The following is a 25699-nucleotide window of genomic DNA, read 5'->3' as shown; positions in this document are numbered from 1 at the left end:
GGTAGGAGGCTGTTAGCGCAAGGACTAAAGGAAGTCAGCGTAAGGTGTCACCGGCTCTATCGGAAGCGGCAGGTTGCCTTGCCAGACATCGAAGCTGTACCGCAGGTAGAGAACGACCGTACTGGGCGCGTAAGCGTCGCTGTGCTGCCAGGTGATGCCCGACCCGAGGACCATGTGATCCGTGAGTCGACGCTCGAACAAGCCCTGGAGGCGGATGCTGGCGCCGCTGCTGCTACCCGAGCTCGACGTCAGGCTGCTGCCATCCAGCACTTCATAACCTGCGTTTCTTATCAAGCTCTGAAGCTTGGAACTGGAGATGGCATCAGTATTGGCGTGAGACCAGCCAACCGAGCTTTCAAGACGCACCGACCAGTCGCTGTTACGCCAGTTATAGTTCAGCGGAACGCTCACTGAGTAGTACTTCTGCGGGCTGTAGTACCCACCGTTACCCAGGGTGTATTCGTCCTGATTGTTATCGTAACCCCAGTACATCAGGGTCAACCCGGTACGCAGGCGCTCATCGGCACGATCGATCAGCCGGTAATAGTAACCCGCCATCGCCGAGCGCTTCTGGTTGTTCTCGACGTTTTTACCACGCAGCCAGTAGCTGCCAAGGCTGGCCCATATACCGTCAACCCCTCCCTGGTCGTGGCTCAGGCTCAGGGTCAACCCATTGGACGTAACGCCACCCCAACGAATCCCGGTATTAGGGTCGACAGCGCCGGAATACGACACCACGGAGTTGGAAACGGGCCGCCGCGAGGCGGTCAGCCGCCAGCCGAGTGTGTGCCAATCACTGCCGTAGCTGACGCCCCCCAGCCAATTGGGAATTTCAAACGTGTCCGGCGTACGGCCAAGGTCGAAAGACCATTGAGCGTTGTTCCAGCCCAGTGCCATGGCAGGGCCACTGACACTTTGCGATTCGTTCACGCACCCCTTGGGCAACACGGCTCTCCGTACTCTGTCTACGCAACTGTACCGAACAGGTGCCGAAGTCCGTCGTGGTACGGCCATCGGCGTTGGTCTTGAAGCTGTCGGCATTCAGGTCAATGTTTTCCGCCTGCAGGAAGCCGTGTCCTTCAAGCAGCGGCGTATCAACCCGCACGATGCTGGTCTGGGTCACCAGATCGGAGATACCTGACGCTGAGTTGTCGGTACGCCAGAGGTAGTCGTGGTAAAGGGTGATCGTCGGGCTCGTCTGTTGGTACAGCTTGTCGACATCACTGCGCAAGCTGCTTGCCAACCAATCATCGCCGTCTTGCTCACGGCTCGCCAGGGTCAGGGCTCGATCATCCCGCGGTACGGCTTGTTCGGGTGTCAGCATGCCAGCAGCCGCCATGCCCCGTGCGTAATAGTCCAACGCCTGCTGAGGGTTATCCTTGGCTATCGAACGAGCCGCATCGCGGTATATCACGGGGTCGGTCTGTGGTGTCTTCATCAACTGGGCGAACACCGCATTGGCCTTTTCACGCTCGCCCACCGCAGCCCAGGCATTGGCCAGCCGACGCTGATACGCCGGATCGTGACTCACGTCCTGGGAAGGCTTGAGTGATTGCAGCGCTTGACGCGCCGATGCTTTTTGGCCGCTGGCAATCAGGGTTTCGATCATCCCCAGCTGGGCGTCGGCGTTCTGTGGTTCCTTCTCCAGAACAGTCCGATAGTAACGTTGAGCCTTGGCATACTCGCCCCGCTGCAATGACCAGTCAGCCAGCGTCGCGTAGTCGTCGACCGTGGCTGAACGCAGCAACAATGCCTCAGCCTGATCTTCCTGACCGCGCTCACGCAGCGCCGAGACCTGGGCTTGCAGCTGGCGACGACGCAACCGGTTGGCCAGTTCGTGCATGTTATCGGTCCATGCCGATACGGGTATTTTCGAGAGCGAATCCTGAGCCTCGGCATCGCGCGAATCACTGGCCAGGTAGAGGGCATGGGCGTAGCGGGTTTCGCTGTCCTGCCCCTTGCGCTGCAACAATTGACGGAAACTGTCATCGGCAGCTGCGCGTTGCCCCAACTCACGCTGACTGTTGGCCAAACGATAGGTCAACCACGGATCGTCTGGCGCCAATACCCTGGCCTTGCTCAATGAAGCAGCCACCTGTGCCCAGTCGGCACGCTGAGCCGCCGCATCGGCCTGCGCCTTGAGCCGATCCAGCGCCAAGCTATCGCGCAAGGCGGCAAACTCTCGCTGCTCGGACGGCGACAGGCTGTCGAGAAAGGCTTCTGCCTTGCCCGGCGATTGTGATTGGTAAAGCCTCACCAGTGCACGCACGACACTGCCATTGCCAGGCTCAAGTTTACGTGCCTTGAGCAGCAGCGTTTCAGCTTGCGTATCACGCTGTTGCGCACGGGCGACAGCAGCCAGCCCGACCAGGGCATCGGCATCGCCGGGCTTGGCATCATGGGCACGTTGGTAAAAGCCCTGAGCGGCGCTGTACTCCTTTCGCTCTAATGCGGCATCCCCTTTCTGTAACAGCATCCATTGATAGTTGGCTGTCTTGAGATCGGCCCACTTGCTGATCCAACGGGAATCCTGCTCTTTGCTCAACGCACTGGAAAATGCGTCATATGCGCCTTCGTACTTCTTCTGACGCATCAGGGCAATACCCAGGGCCCCATGCAGGCTGGGGTCCTCGGGATACTTGATCAAGGCACGACGCAAGTCCGCTTCGGCATTGGCGTTTTTCCCCTCATCAACCAGCTTCTTGCCGGTTATACCGGCACGCCAGGCAGGATCGCCCAGCAGTTGCTGCTGGCGCTGCAGTTGGTTTCGGGCATCTTCCTTGATCGGCAAATGACGGTAGTGCTCGATGAAGCCTTGCCAGGCCTGCGCACTTTCACTGCCCATCGGCATATCCAACAGCGCTTTGTACTCGCGTTCCGCATCACGTTTTTGCGCAGTCAGCAGCCTGCCCATCAGCTTTTGCAATTCGACATTGCCTGGGTACTGCTGATCCAGTTCATACAAGTGCTCAATAGCCATATCGCGCTGGGCTGGGATATTGCTGCGAACACTCCAGAATTCCATGGTTGTAATGAAATCGGGCGGGCCCTTGTCGAACAGTTGCTCATAGAGTTTGGCCGACTCTTCAGCGCGCCCCGCCGCCGCCAGCAAGCGTGCTTCCTGCAAGCGCTTCTGCCCTTCCGGCGTTTGCAGCATCAGCAGGTCCTCAGCATGCTGCAGTTGCGGGGAACCTGGCGCCTGGCTGCGTAACTGCGCCACGCGCGCCTCTGCCAGCGCTGGATTTTTTTGCTGCAACGCCTGACGCACCTTGGCCAGCAGCACTTCAGGGTCGTTGGGCGCGATCAACTCCAGACGTGCCAAGGAGTCACGCACCAGGTCTTCACGGTAAGACGCCTCGCCAATACGGACTTGCTCCAATAACCACTGCTGCTGATCATTGCTACTCATTGGTTGGGCCAGCGCTGCACTCGATAGACAGCTAAACAACAGTCCCCACGTTCTTATTCTTTGCATGAATCAACCCAGCTCGGCACAAGCCGGCCCTCCTTGTTGAATCGATAACGACGGTCATCCCACCCCTGACCAAACATTGTCAGCGACTGGTTGTAATAAGCATTGGCCTGAGGCGGCTCCTGATGCAGGCGCTGACGCTGCGCCTGCAACGCCGCGACGGACGTCGGATCACTGGCCAGCAAGGGTAACAGCGCTGCCGAAAAGCCAACAGGGCCAATACCGGTGTGAGCTCCGGTTGCACTGTCGACAGACGCTGGAGGGAAGCCGTCACGAGTGCTTACCTCGACCATCGGCAGGAAGTGCTTGAGCAAATCGGTTCGTCCGGGGGCATCCGGCGCCAGCATACCGAGCCACAAGTACACCCGGATCGCATCGTAACTACCCTCACTGCCTTTAACAGCATCCACCTTCCAGCCCTGCCCCTCGCGCCAGAGAAGCCAGTCAGGGGCAAAGCCCTTGGGCGTTCCCTCAAGCAACATCCGTCGTGTGTTGTCTGCCAGCTCAGCCCAAATCGGCGACTCCAGGGAAAACCGGGCGAGCAACGGCAACGGCAAGTAACTGGGGTTCAGGCGCCAGCCCTCTGCAGTCTCGAAACCTGTGTCGCCAGGTAATAGCATCAAACCCAGACCTGGCAGTTTACGCAGGCTTTGCGCGGCGCTGCGCCAGAGCATATTGCGCCCCAGCGTCACATAGTCCTCCCGCCCCCACAGGCGCCCGGCCTCAAGCAGGCTGTAAGCGATCCACAGGTCGGCATCACTGGCATTGTTGGTATCGAGCACCGACCAATGACCGTGCTGATCCTTGCCCCATTTCCAGGCCGGCAAGTGTCGGCTCAGATCACCCTCGGCAAGGTTGTTCTGGGTCCAGCGCAACAACTGAGCAAAGCTGTCCCGATCATTGGCCAGCAGGGCAAAGAACATCCCATACCCCTGCCCCTCTGAGGTCGTAATTTGTTGCTTCGAGGAACGATCAATGACACGCCCGTCCTGACTCAACAGCGCGTGTTTGTAACCCTCCCAGGCGGGCCACAGGCATTCGCTGGCGCTGACCGGCACCACAACGCTCAACGCCAGTGCAAGCGCCCCCATGTCCTTGAGTAACCTCACGGTTTGTTCGCCAGACGCCGACGTGCGACCCACTGCAGGACGCGCCACAGCAGAAAAGCCCCCAACAGCATGCTCATACTCGTTACAGCTGCGAGTACGGCAGGTTGATCGGAAAGTCGGTACCACACCAACATCCACCATGGCAGATGCCCGACGAAATATTGGTCCCCCACCTGCTGGCCGCTAACGCCACTGCTACGAATCAACACCACAGAGCCGGTCATCGCGTCCAGTTTTCCAGTGTCGTTGAGCACATCACGCAACAGTTGGTGGTCCTCATCACTGTTGGCCAGGAAGGCAACAATGCTGCGCTGGGCATTGAATGGCGACTGCAACCCGATAACCGCAGCCAGCGGCGCATTGGCGATCGAAGATGCCGGGATGCCTTCACCTGCAGACTCACCGGCATACGCAATGCCCGCGCCACCTACCTGCTGGCGTGAGGCATTCAGAATCGATGATCGCGTATGGTCGAGCAGTTGAGTAAGGTCTTGGCTCTTGCGCAGGTTCTGGGGCATCTGGCTCATCACCAGTAGATCCGCGTCGATGCTAGCGACCGCTTTCCAGTCGTCTGACAATCGCAACCCGAAGGCCGGCAGGCCAGACTGCGCAGAAATCCATGCGAGGGTTTCAAGCAAGGTACTGATCTGCGTGGCATCGCTGCGAGCGGGCACCATCACCATGGTTTCCGAGAGGTCGGCCATTCGGCTGAATGGGAAACCGCTGCGGGCGAAGGCACCCAGGTCCGGCATCCGGAGGTAGTGATGGTAGCCGGAAAGATCAATCGTCGACTCTTGGTCGATCAGCACCTGATTGGTCGACGGCAAGGACGTCTGGCAATGGCCCTTCTGGGCACTGCTCAAGGTACTGGCAAAGTTAAAGTCAAAACGCAGGGTGTTGCGGTCTTCGATTTTTAACGACGGCACCAACAGTTTGTGGCTGGCGTCGATCGAGTCGCTGGACAGCACCATCGCGCTCAAGCCTTTGATCACATCCCCGCTGTTCTTACCCAGCGGCAAACTGCTGATGAACTGATTGTTCAGGCTGATATTGAGCTGCGATGCATCATTGGTTGATGGCACGGTGTAGCGATACCGCGTTTCCAGTGGTACGCCTCGATTGAGCCAGAAAAAAAGATCCGGCGGGAGTTTCATTTCAAGGCTGATCGGCTGCGGCCGCAAGCCACTGGCTTGCAGTTGCTCGGGGTACTTGATCAGTTCGGCGAAACGCACGGGGCGATCTGTGCGCATCCAGTTCGGCGCGTCATAAGGCTGGCGTCGCGGTATGTCCCGGACCGTGTCCAAGGTCATCTGCGAACCACTCAACAATCCCCCCCCTAGTGCGAGGGTCTGCGCGGCAGTGACCAGGTCGTCTTCGTTACGCCCCAGCACAAGCAGCACCTTGCTGTAAGCGTCAGCGGGATTATCAATTATCTGAATGGATGGCGCCTGGACCAGCGGGAACTTTTGCAGGTCTGCCAGCATTTTTGGCCGATGTTCGTTGCTGGCAAAGACGATCGAGGGCATTGCCCTGTTGTGCTCGCCCACCGCCGGTAACTGGTCAAACAACACCGGAAACTGTGTGCCACGCCAACCGGCCAAACTACCGAAGTAAGACGCCAGTATGCCCGCTGCACGCTGTTCACCCAACGTGGGTGACTCAGCGAACACCATGTTTACCATCGCCTTGTCCTGCCCTCGCGTATCAAAGAACGGCATCGGAAAATAGGCCAGGTCGTTCTGCAGCGATAGCGCCTGCTCCTGGATGAGCAAGTGACTGGTACGGCTGACGTTCAGCCATAACGCACTGTTTGCGGGATCTTCGCAAAGCTCTGAATAGTGCCCGACGAACTCCAGGCGCACCCGGTTGAAGTCACTGACAAGGCGTGGATCAAGGATGAGCTCTTGAGTTGTCTTGTGCCCTAGCTGGTCTTTCGCGATGGGGACCACACTCATCAGGACATCATTGAGGTAAACCCGAAGGTGTGAGACCAGTGGTAGCAGCGCCGGTGAAGGCGTGTACTCCAATTGCAAGCGAACATCACTGGCGATCCGGTCATGACGCATGCTGAACACAATCTGATCGCTGTTGTGAATACCCAGCAACAAGCTGTCGGAACTTCGCCCCAACTTTTCGAAGCTGAGCGTTTTGCTCCAACTTGGAAGCCCGTTCAGTGATGACCTCACCTCATTCGGTGTCGAGGCCTGTGGCGTCAGAGGTTCAGCCTGCGCCAGGCAGAAGCCGAGGGCCGGGAGCAGAAAGCTGGTAAAGCAGAATGTCCTGAGAGTTCGGCTCATTGCGTGGTCACCGGTTCGCTAGAAGTGCTGGGGGAATGGGTCGGCACGCGCGGCAGATAGCTTGCCAGCCAGCGCAACACACGCAAGACCGGATTGATCAAGCGCGAGGCCCACGAAGGCAAATAGCTGAACAGCCGCCTGTAGCCGCGCCCACCCATTTTTAGAATCCCGATAAAGCTGTACAACGGTTGCTCGGGTTTGAACGCCTCGCGCCAGCCCAACCAGGCATCGGCGCGGGCGAATGTGCACTGCACGAAGTCAATTTTCTGCTGCACCGACATCTCGGCAAAACGGATACTGATGGTGCCTTTCTGGCTACGCGTCACGGTGCCCGGAAACAGGAACTCTCGAACACCACGCTGCATCAGCACCGAGATACGCGCGCCTGGCGACAGGGAAAGGTCGGCATTGACGTTGATGCATGCCCCGCCATCGGAGTAGTCATGCAGGATCCCCGGATAGCAATGACCGCTGTCCAGGCGCACCGCCGCAGGCAGTTTCGACTGGACCCGATGGGTACTGCGCACCTGACGCACTTCGGCGGCCACAGCGACCGCCACGCCAATAATGAGCAAGTTATAGACCACCCAGGTGCCACTGATCAGTACCGTGCTGTACTCGTTTGCCGGGCCATAGATGAAACGCCAGACCGCGAAAACCAGACCTGCCAGGTTGAGCAGTGCAAGGATCAGGTACGGTTTGGCAATGCGCCAGTCAAACTGATTGTTTTCCATCAGGCCACCCTTGGCCGTGACATTGAATTTGCCCTTCTTGGGGCTGAACAGTGCCACGGTGGTCGGGCGGGCGATGTACCACGACAACACCGTTTCGTAGACTTCGCCCCAGAATGTCCGACGATAAGCCCCCTGCATCCTGGAGGTGGTCAAGCTGGCGTGAACCATGTGCGGCAATACGTACAACAGGATCATCAACGCCGGTGCATAAATGATGTAGGCATGCAGGAGCAGGAACGCCAGTGGCGCAGTGAGGAAAATCAACCGTGGCAGACCGGCCAGAAAGTGCAGCATTGCGTTGGCGTAACAGATACGCTGAAGGAGCGTCAGGCCTTTCCCGAACAACGGGTTGTCGGTGCGGAAAATCTGCGCCATGCCCCTCGCCCAGCGAATACGCTGGCCAATATGCGCCGACAGGCTTTCCGTGGCCAGGCCGGCCGCTTGCGGTACACGTATGTAAGCGGAGTTCCAGCCATGACGATGCAGACGCAGCGACGTGTGGGCATCTTCGGTTACCGTCTCCACGGCAAAACCGCCAATTTCATCCAGTGCAGAGCGCCGTAGCACGGCACACGAACCGCAGAAAAATGCAGCATTCCACAGGTCATTGCCATCCTGGACCAGCCCATAAAACAGCTCGCCTTCATTAGGGCTGCGGCGGAACAGGTTCAGGTTGCGTTCAAATGGATCGGGCGAAAGAAAGTGATGCGGGGTTTGTACCAACGCCAGCTTCGGGTCACGCAGGAACCACCCCACGGTCAGCTGCAAAAATGAGCGCACCGGCAAATGATCGCAGTCGAAGATCGTTACCAGCTCGCCGTTTATATGACCCAACGCATTATTGAGATTACCAGCCTTGGCATGGGTATTATCGTCACGAACGATGTAACCGACACCCACTTCCTCGGCGAACTGTCGAAACACCTCGCGCCGGCCATCATCCAGGATATAGATCTTGAGTTTGTCACGTGGCCAGTCGATGCCCAGTGCTGCGTAAACGGTGCCTCGAACCACGGCAAGGTCTTCGTTGTAGGTGGGAATCAGCAGGTCAACTGTCGGCCACAAGCGCACATCGCTGGGCAGTTGTACCGGCTTGCGCTCAAGCGGCCAACTGGTCTGGATATAGCCCAGGATCAACACTACCCACGAGTAGGTTTCAGCCATCAGTAGCAGTACACCGCAGCCCAGGTCGAATGGTTTATCCCAGTTCAGCGTCGCGGTGTAGCGCCACCACAGGTAACGACAGGAGACGATGACCGACAACATGATCAGCATCAATGTAGGGAGGCGTCCCGGGATGCGCCGAATCAGCATGGCCAATCCCCAGAGCAGAATGACGAAAATCGTCTGATTGAGCAGGCCAAACGGTTCGGTGATGCACAGCAGCGCCAAGCCAAGCGCAATCACGGCAATCACACCATCAAGCAGGTATCGAACAGGGCGCCCTAGCCCGCCCCACCAATGTGTCCCCTGATGCAGGTGCGTGCGCTGTACAACACGCTCGGGCAACTGCTCCAGAACCTCGACGACACGCGCCCATCCCTGCCGGCAGAGCCCGGCCAGGCGTTGCAGCAACCCCGGCTCACGGGCTTTACGGGGCGCCCGCCCTAACGGACGAATCAGTAGCAGCCAGAGGCTTTGTATGGTGTAGCGTAACGGGTCACCCAGGCTCGGCGTCTTGCGGGCCAGGTGCGGATACCAGCGCATAGGCTGATCAAGTACGCTTCGCCAGGCGGGCGACTCAAGCGGCAGCACCAGCCAGGCCAGTGCGTTCATTGTCGCCAACAGAAATGCCACCAACGGGTTGCAACCATGCCGTTGGCGCAGATGAGCGTAGGGAAACCAACGGGTGATCATGGTCGTTCCTGGCGTTGAGCCAGGCACCAGGTGGCAAGGCTGAGCACATCCTGAGCCGCAAGGCTGGCAGGCGAATGTTGCCCAAGCGGCTTCTGGAGCGCCAATGCCTCGCGCATGGCTTCATCATTGTGGACCGCCAATGGCAGCATTCGTGCGCCAAAAAGCCTTCGCCAAATCAGTAGCAGGTCGCGTTGAAGCAAACTGGCGGGCTCGAATCGATTAACCAACAAATAGCCATCCAGTGCTTCAGCGCGATGCAACAGCACGTGGCACGCCGCGTCAGCTTCGGCGACCTGAATCTGTAATGCACAACTGCCGACCTCCGCATGCCCGGGCAAACGCTGAGGCAAGTCGAACAGCATCCAGTCAAAATGTTTGGCCAAGGCCGCCTGGCGTCGTGCCCAAACGTCAGGGTCCTTAGACAAACGATGCTCAACCTGCTGTTGCTCTGGATGATCCAACTGTCCATAAGGCAGCAGGCACAATTGCGGTTGCAGCGTCCAGGCCTGATCCTCCCAGTTCTGCTCATCGAGCAGCGCACGCGCCCAACCACCGCGCTCGCCAACTGACAGGTTGAAATGCAAGCCCAGGAGATTCTCAGGACACATGTCCACCAACAAGACGGACTGGCCGAGGTGGTGCAATGCATGGCCAAGGGCAGCCAGCAGCGAGCTGTTGCCAACCCCGCCGCGTACGCCGCGTACGCTCAGGGAAATCATTTCGCCTCCTGGCGTTCGAGCGGCAACACCCGTTCCTCGTGCTGCGCTACCTCGCTGACAGCCGCCAGCAACGGCCAACGTTGCAATGCACCCTTGAGTTCAAGCTGAGCGGAAACATCCACATACTCCAGATCAGGTAATTGCAGGCAAACCTTGAGCTGAGCAATGTCGGTAGTATGCTCGTAGCGCAACAACACCTTCGAATTCAATTGAGTTTCTGCGGGTAAGGCAGCCATGCGCCATTCTCCTTGATTCGAACATAAGGCCGGCCGGCATACTCAAGCACTACGGTCCCAGCGTTCTCTGAAACCACCGGTGTTTGCGGAAGGCCAGTCAGCAAGGTAGTCAGGTCAAGGCCCTGCGGCTGGGCCTGCGCGACATAAAGACGGCTGATGATTTCCGAGAGGGCCAGAAAGCTGCTCGGTTCACTGATATGCAAGGGGCCGGTGCGTGGACTGGCGCCCATCCCTACCAGCTTGATACCGACGGGTACATGGGTGATTGATGGGCTTGGAATTTCGCGCATGCCAGGAATCTGCATCCGGTCACCGTGCAGGGCGGCACCATGCTCAGGAACAATCACCACCACCACGCGCCGGCCACTTTGCTCCAGTTGCTTGATGAAGCCGCTCAAGTCACTGAGCAGCATCTGTGCACGCACTTTATAGTCGGCGCTCTTTGAGCTTCCGTCGGCGGCGAGCATGCGATTACCGTCATGCAAGGTAATGGTGTTGTAAAAAAGCGCCACACGTGACTGGCTCTCGCTTTCACGGTGCTGCCACCACTTATCCAAGACCTCGCCATCACGCCAGATAGGCAGCCCCTCAAAACTGATTATCGGGTTCTTCAGCATATGGATATCAACGGCAGGCGCCGGGAGTGAACCCTGAGTGCGAACCCTGTCAATGAACCCTTCGAATGCCCCCGTGTGGTTAAGCATCACTTCACTGGCAAAACCCAGCTTGCTCAACTCTTCGAACAACAGACACTGCTCTGGCGGTGTCTTGTACAAGGCGGTATGGCTTGCTTGGCCGCAACTGGCACGCAACAAGCGAATGGCTGCCGGCCCACTGTAAGAGGTGACAGAGTTGAAGTTGTCGAATACCACATCCATCTGCTGGAACAGCGGGTTGTCACGCAGGCCCACCGTGTCGATATCATCCCAGGCCAACGAACACACGTTAATCAACAGCAGGTCGAACGGCGGTGAGTCTGTAATCGGCGGTTTGAACTCGACACGACGTGTTGCTTCGGTGGTATAGAAATCCTGCAAGTAGCGGTTAAGGGTTTCATTGTCGGGATCGGCAACCATTACTTTCTTGGTAGCAACCCCTGGCGAGGCAACCATCGCAACGGCTTGCTCAGAGGGGGCCTGCAAGGCCAGCAAGCTTGTAGCACCCAACCAGGCCAAACCGATCAGGGTAAAGGTTGTTACCCGTAACCACTGATGCACAAGGCGGTACAGCACCATCACCAGGAGCAACCAGCCACAGAGGCTCCAATTGATAAAGCGTCCCGCCAGTTCAAGAAAATAGGCTGCGGAGAAGGTCATCAACCCCGGGTGATTCAATATGTTAGCCAAAGGTGGTAACCAGGTGTCCTGATAGAACAGCATCGCCCCCACTGGCAGCGCGATCATAGCGCGCAGGATCTCCAGCTTTCGACTGTTCAGAGGCACCAACAAAAAAGCGGCAAAGACCAGGTTGGGGAGTATCTGCAGGTTGAGGTACCCCATCCAGAGCATGACGAACTTGATCAGAAAATAAACGTTCCACACCCCCAAACCGGTGTTGCGTCGTACAGGCTGAGACGGAATGATCTTAAGCTGGCTCATCGGACTCACCCTTTACCGTGGTGGCCGCCACGCGACGACGCAGGCCTTTTGACTTCAGGTAACGAGGCCGCATGCAACCTCGCAACAACGCCATAAGCAAACGCCAGAAACTCTTGAAAAAAACCACCAGTGCCAATGTCAGTACACTGCTTAGCGCAATGACCTGCAGTAGATCGGAGGTGCTCATGGGCGATACTCCGTGACGGGCAATACCATAGGCCGCGGCGTGTAGGTATTACTGCGCTGCGTATCCACTACCGCCCCTGTATCGGCATCAACCGAAGCCAGCCGGGCGCTCATCTGGGGAACCGCTGTATCCAACAAGGCTTTGCGTGGTAAACCCTCAATACCAAACAAAAACTGGCACTCACTGAACAGGTCGTACCAAGGCAATCGGAAAATCCGCGCCAGTGCATTGGCCACGCCATCGGCCCTGCACGCAAACAGAAACAGGTACAACACGCCGTCGAGCACACATGCAATATCGCCAAGACGACGTAGATCGATCTGGTCGAGGTATTGCTCAGCCGCCATGTCATTGCGCGGCTGCAACCTCAACAATTGATGGCTGACTTCCCCGGCGTCACGCTCATAGATCGGGTCCAGTATCGAGATGAATTGGTGCGGTGAGACCACACCACACACCGTCGGTGGCCGAAGCCGCTCAAACAACTCGTTTAACTTGATATTCAGGCTATGCCGCCAAACCTGCCCCTGAACACTGTCAACCAAACTGAAAAAACAGGCTGGCGAAACCCCATAGGGCACGATGATATTCGCCCCACAGGACACCAACAGACGCTCATCCCGATAGCGTAAGCAAGCGGCCAATTCCCTTACGATGATTTTCAGCGAAATGCCGCAGCGCTCGCGCAACTCATACAATCGCTGGGCGAGTTCCTCGACTTGCAGATTGTTCGTTACCCCCACTATGACGCTTGCGGCTTTTGCCCGGATTGCCTGAAGAAAAAGGTCGTCATAGTTATCGAACTGCCTCCACTGATGAGACAGTGGTGATATGCCTTCCAGGACCGAGCGCAGCGCCAGGTAGAGCCGTTGGTCTTCGCTCTGTGCGGGTTGCGGATTGGTACGCTCGAACACAGCCAGCGCGAATCCCTCAGGATGTGCCTCCAGCTCAAACTCCTGCTCACTGCAAACGCCCAGCGGACTGTGCCAATAACTCAGTTGATAGCGGGTAACACCGTCACGACGATAGAGCCGCGCCAGCCCGGACAGCCGCTCATTCAGGCTTATCAAATGTGCATGAAGCTTCGGAGCCTGGCCATGACACAGCACCAGCAATGTGCAGCCGTGCCTATCCAACCAGGTTGCCAGGCTCTCACACCAGCGTTGCAAATTCTGGCTGCCGAACCCCTGCCAAGTGGCTGCAGGCAGCATCAAAACGATTGGGCTGCCCTTTTTGACCGCGGCTCGGCTCAATTCATGGTTCAACGATTCGAGCGCCGATCTGATTGAAGCCTCAGGCACTTCAAACAGCCTCAACGTGGCGGGGCCTGCGTGCCGTCCCAACGGGGCAACAACCTCTTGGGGGTCCTGGTTGAAGCACACCAAAGTGGCCGCTTGAATGTGCCCTAGCCCTTCCAGAAACTGAAATGCCAATATTTTGGCGTCGCTCACATGGTCAATGGACAGCCAGTAAAGCCCCCCTTGCCGCAGCAGCATTTGCTCATCGCGCAGATGTCGGATAGCTAGAGTGACCGGCTCCACTTCATTCCCCCTCCCTTGCAAACGCAAGGGATAGAAACCCCTATATACCAAGCATTTTCTCAGTAAAAAGAAACACCAAGCCTGATATCAATATAGTAGCGCTGAGTTTCTGGAGGTCTCTCTTTTAACGGCACCCGACCAACGGCAACTCATTGTCATGATGTTTAAACACAACCCATGAACTGCCGAGCTCACATCTTAGTCTATGCCCGAGGTATACAGCCGCCGCGACAACCGTGATGGCAATAAATCTCATTCTTCTTGATAATCAACCACCTTTATTGGATCCAATAAAGCGCAACATCATGTCGTCACATTCTTGACAGATTAATTGATACCCCCAAGTACCCACAGGCGGTGTATACGTTCTTGAAATTAACGAGACAGACGACTATTTCAAATCAATATCTCGCCAATGCCTGTTAACCAACCAAGCTGTTCAACCATTAACGTTAAAGTGCAGTGACCTTTCAGCATGACCAACGTACTGCAAACAAGCAGTACAGATCGTCATCTGTCAGCACGTAATGGGCGGTTGGCTGGGGCAGTGTCCGGCGTCTTTACCGGCAGGGCCTTGAGAAAAGCGCGAAATCGACGTTTACCGGCGCCTGAATAGCTGACAGGCACCGGTTACGCGCAGCGCCTGGCAGGACGCCAGGCGCGGATCCGGGCGAACCGAAGTCGCCCAGGAAGGGAGGCTGCTTCAGGCAGCCTTGTTTTTCAGAGCACGACGGTGAACCACTACACCCATGAGCGCCACGACGATGGACGCGATACCGGTAGAGATCACCAGCACCTGGTACTCATCAACGAAAGCCATGGTCACAAGGCACGCGATGATGAACGCAATCACCAGGTAGGTCAGCCAAGGGAACAGCCACATCTTCAGACGAATCTGCTTACCTTCGGCTTCCAGCTTGCGACGCATTTTAAGTTGCGAGAATGCGATCACCAGGTAAACCAGCATGGCAATCATGCCGGTGGTGTTCATCAGTACGTCCAGTACATCCTTGGGCCGCAGAGTGTCGCTGAAGTTGATCAGGGCAACAAACACCGCTACCGAGCATGAACCGAGAATCGAGAATACCGGTACGCCGCTGCCGGCGCGGGTCATCTTGAAGATCGCCGGCGCATCGCCACGGGTCGCCAGGGAGAACAGCATGCGCGAGGCCGTGTAGTGCGCCGAAATCATGCAGCTGCTCACCGAGGTCAGAACCACGAAGTTCATCACCATCTCAGCGCCAGGGATGCCCAACAGCTCCAGCGTACGACGGTAAGAACCATAGCCCGACTGGCCCAGCAGCGGATCGTTCCACGGCACCAGGGCTACAATCAGGAAGATCGAACCCACGTAGAACAGGCATACACGCCAAACCACCGAGTTGGTCGCCTTGACGATCTGCTCGGAAGGGTTTTTCGATTCGGCCGCAGCGATGGTAACGATTTCAGCACCGAGGAACGCGAACATCACCCCAAGCATGGCCACAACGACTGACTCAATGCCATTGGGCATGAAGCCTTCCACCGCCGTCAGGTTGCTGATGCCATGCACTTCGCCGGTCGGCCACAAATTGACCACGGCCATGCCACAGACCACAAGGAAGCAGACAATGGCCACCACCTTGATCAGGGCGAACCAGAACTCGAACTCACCGTAGTGCTTGACGTTGAAGAAGTTGACGCCAATCAGCGTCAGGGTAGCGATCAACGTGAAGGTGTTGATGCTGACCGAGGGGAACCAGCCGTGCAGAATCTTGCCTGCGACGTAGGCTTCCCACGCCATCAGGATGACCCAGAACCACCAATACAGCCAACCGATGGTGAAACCGGCCCAACGGCCAATAGCGCGTTCGGCATAGGTGGAAAACGAACCCGTATCAGGCGATGACGTGGCCATTTCGCCAAGCATGCGCATGATCAGCACCACCAGGATGCCACCGGCCAGATAGGCGAGTACGGCAGCCGGGCCAGCGCTGTGGATCACACTGCCAGAGCCGACGAACAATGCGCCGCCGATGACCCCGGCAATCGACATCATGGTCAGGTGGCGCGATTTGAGCGAAGCACTGAGCTTGCTCTCATGCTCCGCCTTCGCTGTGGAAGTGGATGTGGATGTTGCGTCCATCAGTAGTCTACCTCGTGTTCTTTTTATCTAAGGAAACTCGTGAAAGCACGACGGTCGTCGCGTTCACCTCTGCATCAGCTGTCTGATTGTGTGCACGATGGTGTGCCCGAGCCGACAAACGGCCGCGTTGGGCAGGGTTTCTATCGTGCTCAGGCTCGTCCGGTGGGCCTGAGGTGTGGTGCAAGGGACGGATGAACGGCACCAATAGGCGACGACATCAGCGGAAAAGACGTGAACGGAGCACTCTCCGTCGGAAAAGCATCGGATAGATTGTGATTGTTCATGAAGCTTCAACGGCTTTGGTCTGGCGATAACTGACACCTAATGTAAAAATGTCTGACGCCAAGAGCCATGCACAGCGCGCACAAATCGTCACTGCACTGTACAGGTCGCCGATGCAGCACACTCCGTTTTCCTGCAGGTGCTTGGTGGTACGCTCATTTGAAGGCACAGCTTCCCCATGTTTGAATTACGACCCGACGCATCGCCCCCATTGGTCAACCAGATCATCAATGGGCTGCGTGAGTTGATCGAGAACAACACCCTCAAACCCGGCGCAAAAGTACCGTCGATTCGCGCCTTCGCCGCCACCTATTCGGTCAGCACGTTTACCGTAGTTGAAGCCTACGACCGTCTGGTCGCCCAAGGCTTGCTGATCAGTCGGGGCAATGCTGGCTTCTTCGTCAACCGCTCGGCAAACGAGCGGATCAACGCACAAGCCAGCGAACCGCGCCCGGTCAAACCCACGTTCAACTCCGAGTGGTACTTGCAACAGATTTTTGAAAGCCGGCAACTGGCCTTCAAACCCGGCTGCGGCTGGCTGCCAAACGACTGGATGTTCGAAGACGGACTGCGTCGCGGCTTGCGTCAGGTTGCCAGCAGCGTGATGGAGCTCAGTGGCTATGGCGACCCCATGGGGCTGCTGGAGTTGCGCACGCTCACCGCCCAGAACTTGCAGCAGGACCTGCGCATCGTCGTGCCGCCTACCCAGTTGATGCTCACCCATGGCGGCAGCCAGGCGCTGGACCTGGCTGTGCGCACACTGGTGCAACCGGGCGACGTGGTGCTGGTGGACGACCCCGGCTACCCCAACCTGATGAGCATCCTGCGCTTCCAGGGGGCCACCCTGATCGGTGTGCCGCGCACCCCGGCCGGCTACGACCTGGACCACCTCGAACGGCTGCTCGCGCACCACCGCCCGACGGTGTTTTTCACCCAGCCGCACCTGCACAGCCCGACCTGCTCGCGCACGCCCCTCGTGCAATTGCACCGCCTGCTGCAACTCGCCTCGCAGCACGGCTTTCGGATTGTGGAAAACAACCTCTACGCCGACATGATCGCCGAGCCCCTGCCCTGCCTGACCAGCCTCGATCACCTGCAACAGGTGGTGTACGTCGGCAGCTATTCCAAAAGCATCTCCCCCAACGTGCGCGTCGGCTACATGCTGGCCAACCCCTCGCTGATGCAGCAATTGCTGCACCTGAAGATGCGCTCGGGCCTGACCACCTCACAGGTCATGGAACGCGTGGTGTATGCGGCTATCACCGATGGCCGATGGCGCAAACACCTCAAGCGCATGCGCCAACGCCTGTCGGAAGCGCAACAGGAAGTCAGCCGCCAGCTCACCCGGCTGGGCTTCGAGTTGTTTGTCGATTCAGATGAAGGCATGTACATCTGGACCCGTCACCCGGCCATTCCCGACAGTGCCTCGCTGGTTGACGAAGCCCTCAAACACGGCATCATGCTCGGCCCCGGGCAGTTGTTCATGGTCGACTCACAAGCCACAGGCTGGATGCGCTTCAACGTAGCATTCAGTACTGAACCGGCACTGTGGGAGCAACTGGAGAAGTTGCTGATAAAGCATGTTCACGCCGCCAAGGGGAGACTGCTTGAAGCAAACTACAAGTGTTAGTAATCAGACCGCCTGGGAAATAACCGTCAAATTGCATGGACAGCCACGGAGACACTCATGTCCTTCACAATCAAAACCGTAAGTGCCGGTGAAACAGCGATGGCTGCGGCGGCACTATGCGAGTTATGGCCGCGATACTCTGCAACTGAAATTGTTACTCAGGTTGATGAGTTTCTTCGTCCGAATGGCTACAACCTGATCGGCCTTTGGACAGATGAATCGCCCGATGCAGTCTGTGTATTGGGTTATCGTATCCAGCACTCCCTCTGGTTAGGAAAGTCGCTTTACGTCGTCGACATTGCAACACTCCCGCAATGGCGCGGAAACGGTTTCGGTTCAGCGCTGCTTGCCTGGGTAGAGGCAGAAGCAGAACGCCTGGGCTGTTCAGCTGTTCACCTGGACTCCGGTGTTGGAACTGACCGAGGCGCGGCACATCGGCTCTACATGCAGCGCCACTATCAGATTGCCTGCCATCACTTCCTGAAGCGTTTGAGCTAACGCACTGAGCGTGCCCGCCTTGCGCGCGCACGCTCCTGGATAAGGCTGTTACACGCCCTGCATACCCTGAAGCCGTTCGGCATCAGCAGACTTGCGCTGGCGCTTTTGCTCATACATTGCACGGTCTGCAATCGTCAGCGCCTCGGAGATACGGACAGTCTTGTTGGTCACGGCAAGGCCATAGGACGCCTTGATGCCTTCCTCTTCAAGCGCTTCCTTGATCCTCTCGCACAGCGCCAGACCGCCACCCCAGTCACAGTTGACGCCAATGATGCCGAACTCATCGCCCCCCAGCCTTGCGACAATATCCTCAGCCCTGGACGCCTTCTGCAATGCAAACGCTGCACGCTTGATCAACACATCGCCGGCGGCATGACCATCGCGGTCGTTAATGGACTTCAATTCATCCAGATCGACGACGATCACAACAGAAGACTGGCGATAACGCTGGTAGCGCGCTTCTTCCTTGGCGAGAAGCTGAACCCATCCCGCACGGTTGTAGACCCCCGTCAACGCATCTGTGAGCGCTTGAGCCTGATAACGCTCAGCCCGCCTCTCTTCTTCGTCGACCCTGAGCTCCATCTGCAGAATCGTGCTGAGCATTTCGCCCACCAGCTCAATCAGTTCCTGATGCTCGGAAATGCTATCGGGCTTGGACTGAGGATCGATGCCGCACAACGTCCCAAACAAGCGTCCATCCGCAAGCACAAGCGGCACGCCAATGTAGGCTCCGATTGGTATTTTCCGGCCTATTTCGGCAGCGGCATAAGCAGGGACCTGGCTTGAGTCCGAGGCAATGTTTGGCCCAAGCCCCTTGACCATCTCACTGCAGAAGGAGTCGTCCCAATTGAAGACGTCGCCAGGAACGACACCATAACCCCGGTCGTCACTGTGCAATACCGTCCAGTCGTTGCCCTCGGTTCGGGTCACCATGCACAGCTGGAAGCCTAGCGTGCGACGCAGAAAGGCCAGCGCTCTTATGGACGCACTTTCAAAATCATTCATGACATGCCCCAAGGAAAATACCAGACAACAGACGCCGTACCCGGATTAGAGGGCTGCCAGGCGGTCCAGATTAGCTTCAACCACTGAGCAAGAGATTCATCCAAGACTACCTCACCAGTGTTTGATGCAGCTTGAGCTCGGGCACCCGATTGAAACTGCGAACATGGTATCAGCAACTGACTCCCGCGGGCCGGCACTGACCATTCTGGAGCAGATATTGAGATGAAAAATCGATTATCCAAGTCATTACTGGAGCGCAATAGCCTGTCAGCCCGCTGCAATCGACCGCACCCAGCCGACTGAGTCATTTTGCATCAGCACCAACAACCTGCCACCATCGAGCTCCGGCTCAGACAGGGAGTGTTCCCCGCGTATGAAAACCATTGCCAGCCACATCGATCCGAGCGTGATTGCACTTGCACTTGATCAGTCATTCAATGCCGTTTTACTGACAGACGCTGACGAAGGCGAGCATCGTATTCTCTACGCTAATCAAGCTTTCCTGCGAATGACTGGCTACCGCGAAGATGAGTTACTGGGACGTAACGCTCGTATATTCCAAGGCCCGGCGACCAATCCCGAGGTGATTGATCGGCTGCGCCAGTGCCTGCGGGATGGCACCCATTTTCAAGGCTCGACAATCAACTACCGCAAGAATGGACGCCCTTACACCGTTGAGTGGAATATTTCCCCAGTACACAACACGGCCGGCGAAATCACGCATTTCATTTCGATACAGCAGGACATCAGCAGCCTGATGGCCGCCCAAAATACGACCCAGCTGTTCGCCCACGTACTTAATGCAACCGATGATGGCGTCGTTATCACGGATGCCAGTGGCACCATCGAATTCGTCAACAAAGGCTTCGAAAAGATCACCGGGTACGGGCTGACGGAGGTGCTCGGCCGCAATCCGAACATGCTCAAGTCTGGGGAACAAGACCCTGAATTCTACAAAGACATGTGGGAGACCCTGAAAAAGGGCCGCTCCTACAAAGGCACCTTTGTTAATCGCAGCAAGAACAACGAACTGATTTACTGTGACGAGACAATAACCCCACTCACTGACCAGGCCGACAACATCACCCATTACGTGAGCATTTTTCGCGACCTGACCACTCGTATACTCGAAGAGCAGATGTTTCGTGAAATGGTACGCTTCGACGGGCTGACCGGCGCACTAACCCGAGCAGCCGGAGAGTTGGCACTGGAAAAGGCCTACATGCAGTCTCGTGGTAGCAAGCTGCCCATGTCGATCGCACTGGCCGACATTGACCACTTCAAACACGTCAACGACACCTGGGGACACACTGCCGGCGACACCGTCCTAAAAGCGGTGTCGCGCAGCATGATTGGTGCACTAAGGGCTAACGACAGCGTCATACGCTGGGGCGGCGAAGAGTTCCTGCTTATTTTCAGTGGCTGCGACCTGGACCAATCACTGCCGCTGGCCGAACGCTGCCGAAAGGCCATTCAGCACAACCAACATGAACACGCGGGCTGTATTACCTTGTCGATTGGATTGGGTGAGCTCCAGCCTGACGAAGCATTACCGGATCTGATCGAGCGAGTCGACAGAGCGCTTTACATCGCCAAAAACTCAGGCCGGAACCAGACGCAGGTATCACGCCGGTGAATACCTCGTCCGGTACGGGCACGCACATACTGCTGCGTCCAGGCTTCTGCCTGCCAGCCTGCACGGCTAGCGTGAGGTTTTAACCTTCAGTACCTCGGTGTAAATGACATTGACCGTCTGACCGACCTTGAGGTTCTTCATTCGAGCCTGGAGTTCGGGATCCTCAACCTTGAGGACTGTCACTTTTCCTTCAGGAGGCAGCAAGGTCACTTCATGTTTTTTCAAGTCAATGTGAGTGATCTTCGACGTCACCTTGACCCGGCGAACCGCCTCACCACCCGGATGAGGATTGTCCTTGGCGGCGCGGGTGGTCATTGATTCATTGCTGACACCAGGCGCCCCCCCAACATTGGTGTCGAGCACGTAGGCGATTGAGCGAACAACAGTTATGTCAACGTTGTCGCCGACCTTCAAGTTGTGCAAAGCCTTGGCTTGATCCGTTAGCTGGATAGTCACCGGCTTTTTGTCGGCGCCTTCAATAGTGACCTGATAATTCGCCGCATCAACGGCCAGCACATGCGTAACGACATGGCCTTCTATCGCACTACCGCCCAACGGCACATCGGCGGCAAGGGCCGTAAAGCTGGTAGCGGACATGATGGAAGCAAGAACAACAGTGCAGGCAAGGGAACGGATTGGCTTCATAGGTTTACTCTTCCATGTGATGGCTGAGAGAACAACACGACGGATACCAAGGCACAGCGCTTTGTGGGTACGCCAAAGCATAGTCATTGATTGCCAATGTGCCTGATCACAGTGTGAGTGATGACGGGCAGCCGAACGTTCCAGGATGTCTCGAGAATGCCGCTGCGCGAGCCGTGCCTGGCCCTCAGGGCTTACCTGTAGGCCAAAAGCGGCGTGCGCTACACCAACCTCTGGATCTGGCTTCAGCGTGGTTATGTGGCGCAGCACAAACGCAGAAGGCACTCGATGCAGGCCCGCTGAAGATCAAGGTCCCCCGTAAGTTCAATGAAGTGCTAGCAAGCTGTTGCAGCGGCAGTTGGTCGCGGCGCGTGATACATAGGCGACCTGAGCGGAAGAAAAACGGGACAGCGTGAAGAAAAAGGCCGAGTCACCCGAAAAGTCACGCACATGAAAAAGCCCAGTCGTTTCCGAACTGGGCTAAGTCATTGAATTATATGGTCGGGACGGAGTGATTCGAACACTCTACCCCTTGCACCCCATAAAGGTAATAAGCCATCCAAAGCGATTCTACCCAGCCTAATGAATCGCGCTCAATACATGGATTTTACTGGCCTGCATGGCTTTTTCCATCCAAAATAGCTCCATCGGATTCCGTCAAATCCAGTCTCAATTGGCAACCAATTGGCAACGGGAAAACTAGACAGACGATGGCCAAAATCACAGACCGGCAAATGACAGCCAAACCGGGCAGCAGCGACAAATGGCTCAGTGAAGTAGCCATCTGGGGGCATGGCAGTCTGGTAGCACGTATTACTCCAAGCGGGGAGCGCCTCTTCTACTTCCGTTATTCCAACAGTAGCGGAGAACGCATCACCTACCCCATCGGCACCTATAGCCGCGACGGCCAGGAAGGAACCATGACCCTTGCTGAGGCGGGCCAGCGAGCGAAGGAGCTCGCTGGCTTGCACAAGGCCGGGATTCGGGATATCCGCGAGCACTTTGAAGCCGAGGAAGCCACACGCATTGCTGCCCGGGAGGCTGAGCTGGCTCGCCTAGCAGCGGAGAAAGCTGCGATTGAAGCAGAACAGGCTCAACAGGCCTCAAGGAAAAGCGTTACCGAGTTGTTCGAACACTGGGCCAAGATCGACCTGATTAACCAAAAGGATGGCGGGGCCGAGGTGCGTAGGATGTTTGAGAAGGACGTTCTACCGTTTCTAGGCAAGATGGCAGTAGCCGATGTTAAGAAGGGTCACATCACCGAAGTAACCGACGCCCTTCTCGCTCGCGGCGTCAATCGCATGGCCAAGCTGATCTTCAGCCTAATGCGACAGATGTTCCGGTTTGCAGTGGATAGAGATCTGATTGAGCACGACCCGACCGCCAGCATCCGCAAGGCCAAGATCGGTGGCAAGGTTGTCGAGCGGGACCGAGTGTTAAGCGATGATGAAATCCGTGCCCTGGCCAAACTTGCCTCGGAAGCCGGCCTGCTTTCCTCCACCGAAGCAGCGATCTGGATTGCCCTCTCCACCTGCTGCCGTATTGGTGAGTTGCTCAACACGCGCTGGGAGCACGTAGATCTCACCAAAGGCATCTGGCTAATACCAGCGGAGAACAGCAAAAACGGCAAGGCCCATAATGTCACGCTCTCGTCATTTGCCATCCATCAGTTCGAGAAGCTCAAAATACTGAATAGTCACTCCAAATGGTGTTATCCGAACACCGATGACAGCGGCCCAGTTTGTTCGAAAACGGTGACGAAGCAACTTGGAGATAGGCAACGCCAGCCGAGCCAAGGCGTGATGAGCAACCGTAGCGCCAAAGCCCAGGCACTCCTCCTGCCAGGAGGAAAATGGACTCCTCACGATTTGAGGCGAACGGGCGCAACAATCATGACGGCACAGGGCGTACTGCCAGAGGTAGCTGAGCGCTGCCTTAATCACACAGAAGAAAATAAGGTTAAGCGTACCTACCAGCGTCACAGTTACACAAAGGAAATGGCGGAGGCCTGGCAGAAGCTCGGCACACACCTGGAGCTGCTAATGCCCCACTTACCTCCGCTACAAAGGGAATAGCAACTATTATTTAGCCCACCAAACCCAGCAAGCAGAAAAATATACATAGCCGCAGCAAGGAAAGAGCATGCCTAGCTTTGACCCTAAAATTGAGAGCCACGCCTTAAAAACCACAATTGATAAGGCACTAGACAGGCTGACTTTACTCTTCCACCAGTTTGAATCGAGCTTTGATCTTCCAAGACATATGACTGGCATCCATCAGGCCATTATCAGCGGCGCGATTAATGCCGAAACAATTGAGCAAGAGCAAGACAACCGTATATTCCAGCGTGAAAGTCTAGCCCCCTATAAAAGCCATTTCCGGCATGCCTGCATTTACACAGAACTGGCGAAGATTAGCTACGCAGAGCGTAATGACAACACCGCCTGGTCTTTTATTGCCCAAGCCAACCATCAAATAGGATTAGCCATCGGAACTTTGAGCACCTACCCAGGCGTAGATATAAAAGACGTGCGCAGCAAGCAGGCAAGAAACGCTGCTCGAACAAGGCATTCACAGCATGCCCCAGAGCAAAGTGAAATTGTCAAACTACTCTCCGACCCTCCTTCCGGCGGATGGAAGAACGAGAAGGAAGCATATAAGGCCATCATCGAACCGCTTAATAGCATCATCCAACAGAGCCTAAAGACTCTAGGCGGACAAAGATTCAAACTCGTTGAGTCTCAAAAGCTTGAATCTGCAGTTAAGCGTTGGCTCAAATACAACCCCAAGAAAGCAGAACAAGGCGAACCGCAGGGCATGGTTCGCCTAGCTTATGAAGCACACTCGCAAGAACGATTGACAAACCCTAATAACCATTGACGGATGGGAGGAGCAGACCACTCCTACGCGGCCTACCGCGACGCACCTCAAATGCTTTAGGACGTATGCCCTTCCCAAAACATCTGACTCCAGGCACCGACAGCTTGAAGTACTCATCGAGCTTGGTCATGTATATGACAATGCGCCGCAACCCTTCTCGTGCTCGCTGATCAGCATAACCGACCATCCCAATCCCGCAATACTCATACCCTTCTTTGAATGCATTGCAGTTGTAATATGTTCCACGCCCGTCGGTAACTACAGAATGCCAATGTTCACCAATCATCCGAGCCAGAGTGACATCTTGCCGAACTTTCCCTCCATCAAAAAAAAGGAGTAAATGGTAGTGCAGTCCCTTACGCTTGCCCTTTTCAAATTTCCACGCATATCCCAGTAGAGGCCCAAAGACATTCGCCTTCAGATCCTTCAGCAATCTACTACGATGCTGGCACACATCCATCACAGTGACACCACCAGCTCCGCGAAAAGATTCCAAGTAGCTCAGATCCACTCTCAGCACCAGCATGCGAGCATGGAATTTGAATAAATCGTTCACATACGAGTTCAGCTCCCTGTAATTCTCCACTACAGAGCGCCGATAACTCTTCAATCTCGCTTTGAACGAACTACTCTTGATCTCACGCCTGATATCCTCCACACAGGAGTTGAGAATTTTTACAGCCTCCTCTACAAGACTACCCCACACATTTTCAATTCTACCTATAACCTTCCGGAGACCGTACCTATTGACGCATGAACAAAATACTTCGAAATATGGATTAAGACGATAGTCCTGATCATCTGCCACCTCAAAATAATCTTTACCGATATACCTGACAAAATTCCGACCTACCGATGTCGCCTTGAGAGTATCCCCATACATCGCCTCCCTCTCTACCGAGAATAGATCTTCATCTGAGGCGATTATCTCACGTATCAGCGGACCAATCTTTAGAATCAGACCAACTCTGGCGTTATATTCAACACCAGGCACGCCAGCCCCATGTTCATTTCGAGCACAACCCTCCCCAACAAAGAGCCTCTCCACAATTAATTTGTCTTCTTCTACTGGAGTCACATAGATACCCCATTCCGTTCGACAGCGACTCTCACAAGAGCCACTGCAACAATTGATAAAATCCACTCTCTAAACACATATCCAATATCGATAAGCAGATATTTACTTGTATATAAAAAACTCCATAAATAACTAAATAGGGAAAACCTCTCCACTCCGCATACCGAATGGCA

General features: G+C 56.1%; 19 protein-coding genes. 5 read left to right on the top strand and 14 right to left on the bottom strand.

The annotated features are described in order from the left end of the window. Positions 1–24: 24 nt before the first annotated feature. The 11 genes from ACZ9H3_RS01665 to ACZ9H3_RS01615 form a co-directional block, all read right to left on the bottom strand. The gene (locus ACZ9H3_RS01665) at positions 25–930 is read right to left on the bottom strand and encodes a cellulose synthase subunit BcsC-related outer membrane protein (protein WP_476219195.1); all 906 of its coding nucleotides are present in this window, start codon (positions 928–930) and stop codon (positions 25–27) included. Beyond that, on the bottom strand, positions 833–3409 hold the full coding sequence (locus tag ACZ9H3_RS01660) for a tetratricopeptide repeat protein (RefSeq protein ID WP_476219194.1): 2577 nt from the start codon (positions 3407–3409) through the stop codon (positions 833–835). Before ACZ9H3_RS01660 ends, ACZ9H3_RS01665 begins: the two co-directional genes overlap by 98 nt. A gap of 53 nt (positions 3410–3462) precedes the next feature. Then, positions 3463–4563: a cellulose synthase complex periplasmic endoglucanase BcsZ gene (gene bcsZ, locus ACZ9H3_RS01655; RefSeq protein WP_102053463.1), complete on the bottom strand. Its 1101-nt coding sequence runs from the start codon at positions 4561–4563 to the stop codon at positions 3463–3465. A 14-nt stretch (positions 4564–4577) separates the two neighbouring features. Next, the gene (bcsB, locus tag ACZ9H3_RS01650) at positions 4578–6878 is read right to left on the bottom strand and encodes a cellulose biosynthesis cyclic di-GMP-binding regulatory protein BcsB (protein WP_330523085.1); all 2301 of its coding nucleotides are present in this window, start codon (positions 6876–6878) and stop codon (positions 4578–4580) included. Further along, positions 6875–9469: a UDP-forming cellulose synthase catalytic subunit gene (gene bcsA / locus ACZ9H3_RS01645; protein ID WP_476219192.1), complete on the bottom strand. Its 2595-nt coding sequence runs from the start codon at positions 9467–9469 to the stop codon at positions 6875–6877. The genes bcsB and bcsA overlap by 4 nt, the downstream gene beginning before the upstream one ends. Next, positions 9466–10188 (bottom strand): cellulose biosynthesis protein BcsQ, encoded by a 723-nt coding sequence (gene bcsQ, locus ACZ9H3_RS01640; protein WP_065760020.1) that lies wholly within the window; start codon positions 10186–10188, stop codon positions 9466–9468. Before bcsQ ends, bcsA begins: the two co-directional genes overlap by 4 nt. Then, positions 10185–10424: a cellulose biosynthesis protein BcsR gene (gene bcsR, locus ACZ9H3_RS01635; protein WP_099774209.1), complete on the bottom strand. Its 240-nt coding sequence runs from the start codon at positions 10422–10424 to the stop codon at positions 10185–10187. The genes bcsQ and bcsR overlap by 4 nt, the downstream gene beginning before the upstream one ends. After that, complete coding sequence (gene bcsG / locus ACZ9H3_RS01630) at positions 10394–12022, bottom strand: cellulose biosynthesis protein BcsG (RefSeq protein ID WP_476219189.1); 1629 nt, start codon at positions 12020–12022, stop codon at positions 10394–10396. Before bcsG ends, bcsR begins: the two co-directional genes overlap by 31 nt. Beyond that, complete coding sequence (gene bcsF, locus ACZ9H3_RS01625) at positions 12009–12209, bottom strand: cellulose biosynthesis protein BcsF (protein WP_330523082.1); 201 nt, start codon at positions 12207–12209, stop codon at positions 12009–12011. The genes bcsG and bcsF overlap by 14 nt, the downstream gene beginning before the upstream one ends. Next, on the bottom strand, positions 12206–13750 hold the full coding sequence (locus tag ACZ9H3_RS01620) for a BcsE family c-di-GMP-binding protein (RefSeq protein ID WP_476219186.1): 1545 nt from the start codon (positions 13748–13750) through the stop codon (positions 12206–12208). The genes bcsF and ACZ9H3_RS01620 overlap by 4 nt, the downstream gene beginning before the upstream one ends. A 703-nt stretch (positions 13751–14453) precedes the next feature. Beyond that, entirely contained in the window at positions 14454–15875 is a 1422-nt protein-coding gene (locus tag ACZ9H3_RS01615) for an amino acid permease (protein WP_065760820.1), read from the bottom strand. Between the two features lie 460 nt (positions 15876–16335). Between ACZ9H3_RS01615 and ACZ9H3_RS01610 the strand changes: the two genes are divergently transcribed. Then, on the top strand, positions 16336–17787 hold the full coding sequence (locus tag ACZ9H3_RS01610) for an aminotransferase-like domain-containing protein (RefSeq protein ID WP_476219183.1): 1452 nt from the start codon (positions 16336–16338) through the stop codon (positions 17785–17787). 57 nt (positions 17788–17844) lie between these two features. Next, positions 17845–18285 carry a GNAT family N-acetyltransferase gene (locus ACZ9H3_RS01605; RefSeq protein WP_409277954.1) on the top strand — a complete coding sequence of 147 codons (441 nt, stop codon included), beginning with the start codon at positions 17845–17847 and terminating at the stop codon, positions 18283–18285. A 48-nt stretch (positions 18286–18333) separates the two neighbouring features. Here the strand turns inward: ACZ9H3_RS01605 and ACZ9H3_RS01600 are convergent, their stop codons facing one another. Further along, positions 18334–19290: a sensor domain-containing diguanylate cyclase gene (locus ACZ9H3_RS01600; RefSeq protein ID WP_476219180.1), complete on the bottom strand. Its 957-nt coding sequence runs from the start codon at positions 19288–19290 to the stop codon at positions 18334–18336. Positions 19291–19663: 373 nt separating this feature from the next. On the opposite strand from ACZ9H3_RS01600, the gene ACZ9H3_RS01595 reads away from it, so the two are divergent. Next, a complete protein-coding gene (locus tag ACZ9H3_RS01595; protein ID WP_476219178.1) occupies positions 19664–20926 on the top strand; it encodes a sensor domain-containing diguanylate cyclase in 1263 nt (420 codons plus the stop codon). A 66-nt stretch (positions 20927–20992) separates the two neighbouring features. On the opposite strand, the gene ACZ9H3_RS01590 is transcribed toward ACZ9H3_RS01595, so the two are convergent. Beyond that, complete coding sequence (locus ACZ9H3_RS01590) at positions 20993–21571, bottom strand: hypothetical protein (protein WP_099774201.1); 579 nt, start codon at positions 21569–21571, stop codon at positions 20993–20995. Positions 21572–22278: 707 nt separating this feature from the next. Here ACZ9H3_RS01590 and ACZ9H3_RS01585 point away from each other — a divergent pair. Beyond that, entirely contained in the window at positions 22279–23643 is a 1365-nt protein-coding gene (locus ACZ9H3_RS01585; protein WP_476219175.1) for a tyrosine-type recombinase/integrase, read from the top strand. Between the two features lie 67 nt (positions 23644–23710). Beyond that, the gene (locus ACZ9H3_RS01580) at positions 23711–24448 is read left to right on the top strand and encodes a hypothetical protein (protein WP_313326152.1); all 738 of its coding nucleotides are present in this window, start codon (positions 23711–23713) and stop codon (positions 24446–24448) included. Here the strand turns inward: ACZ9H3_RS01580 and ACZ9H3_RS01575 are convergent. Next, positions 24435–25526, bottom strand: coding sequence for a YagK/YfjJ domain-containing protein (locus ACZ9H3_RS01575; protein ID WP_476219173.1), 1092 nt, complete (start codon positions 25524–25526; stop codon positions 24435–24437). The two genes, ACZ9H3_RS01580 and ACZ9H3_RS01575, sit on opposite strands and share 14 nt — an antisense overlap. Positions 25527–25699 lie beyond the last annotated feature (173 nt).

It is taken from the genome of Pseudomonas sp. TE3910, from assembly GCF_056279025.1.
The sequence above is the reverse complement of the archived record's forward strand: the minus strand, read 5'-3'. Positions and strand labels throughout refer to the sequence as shown.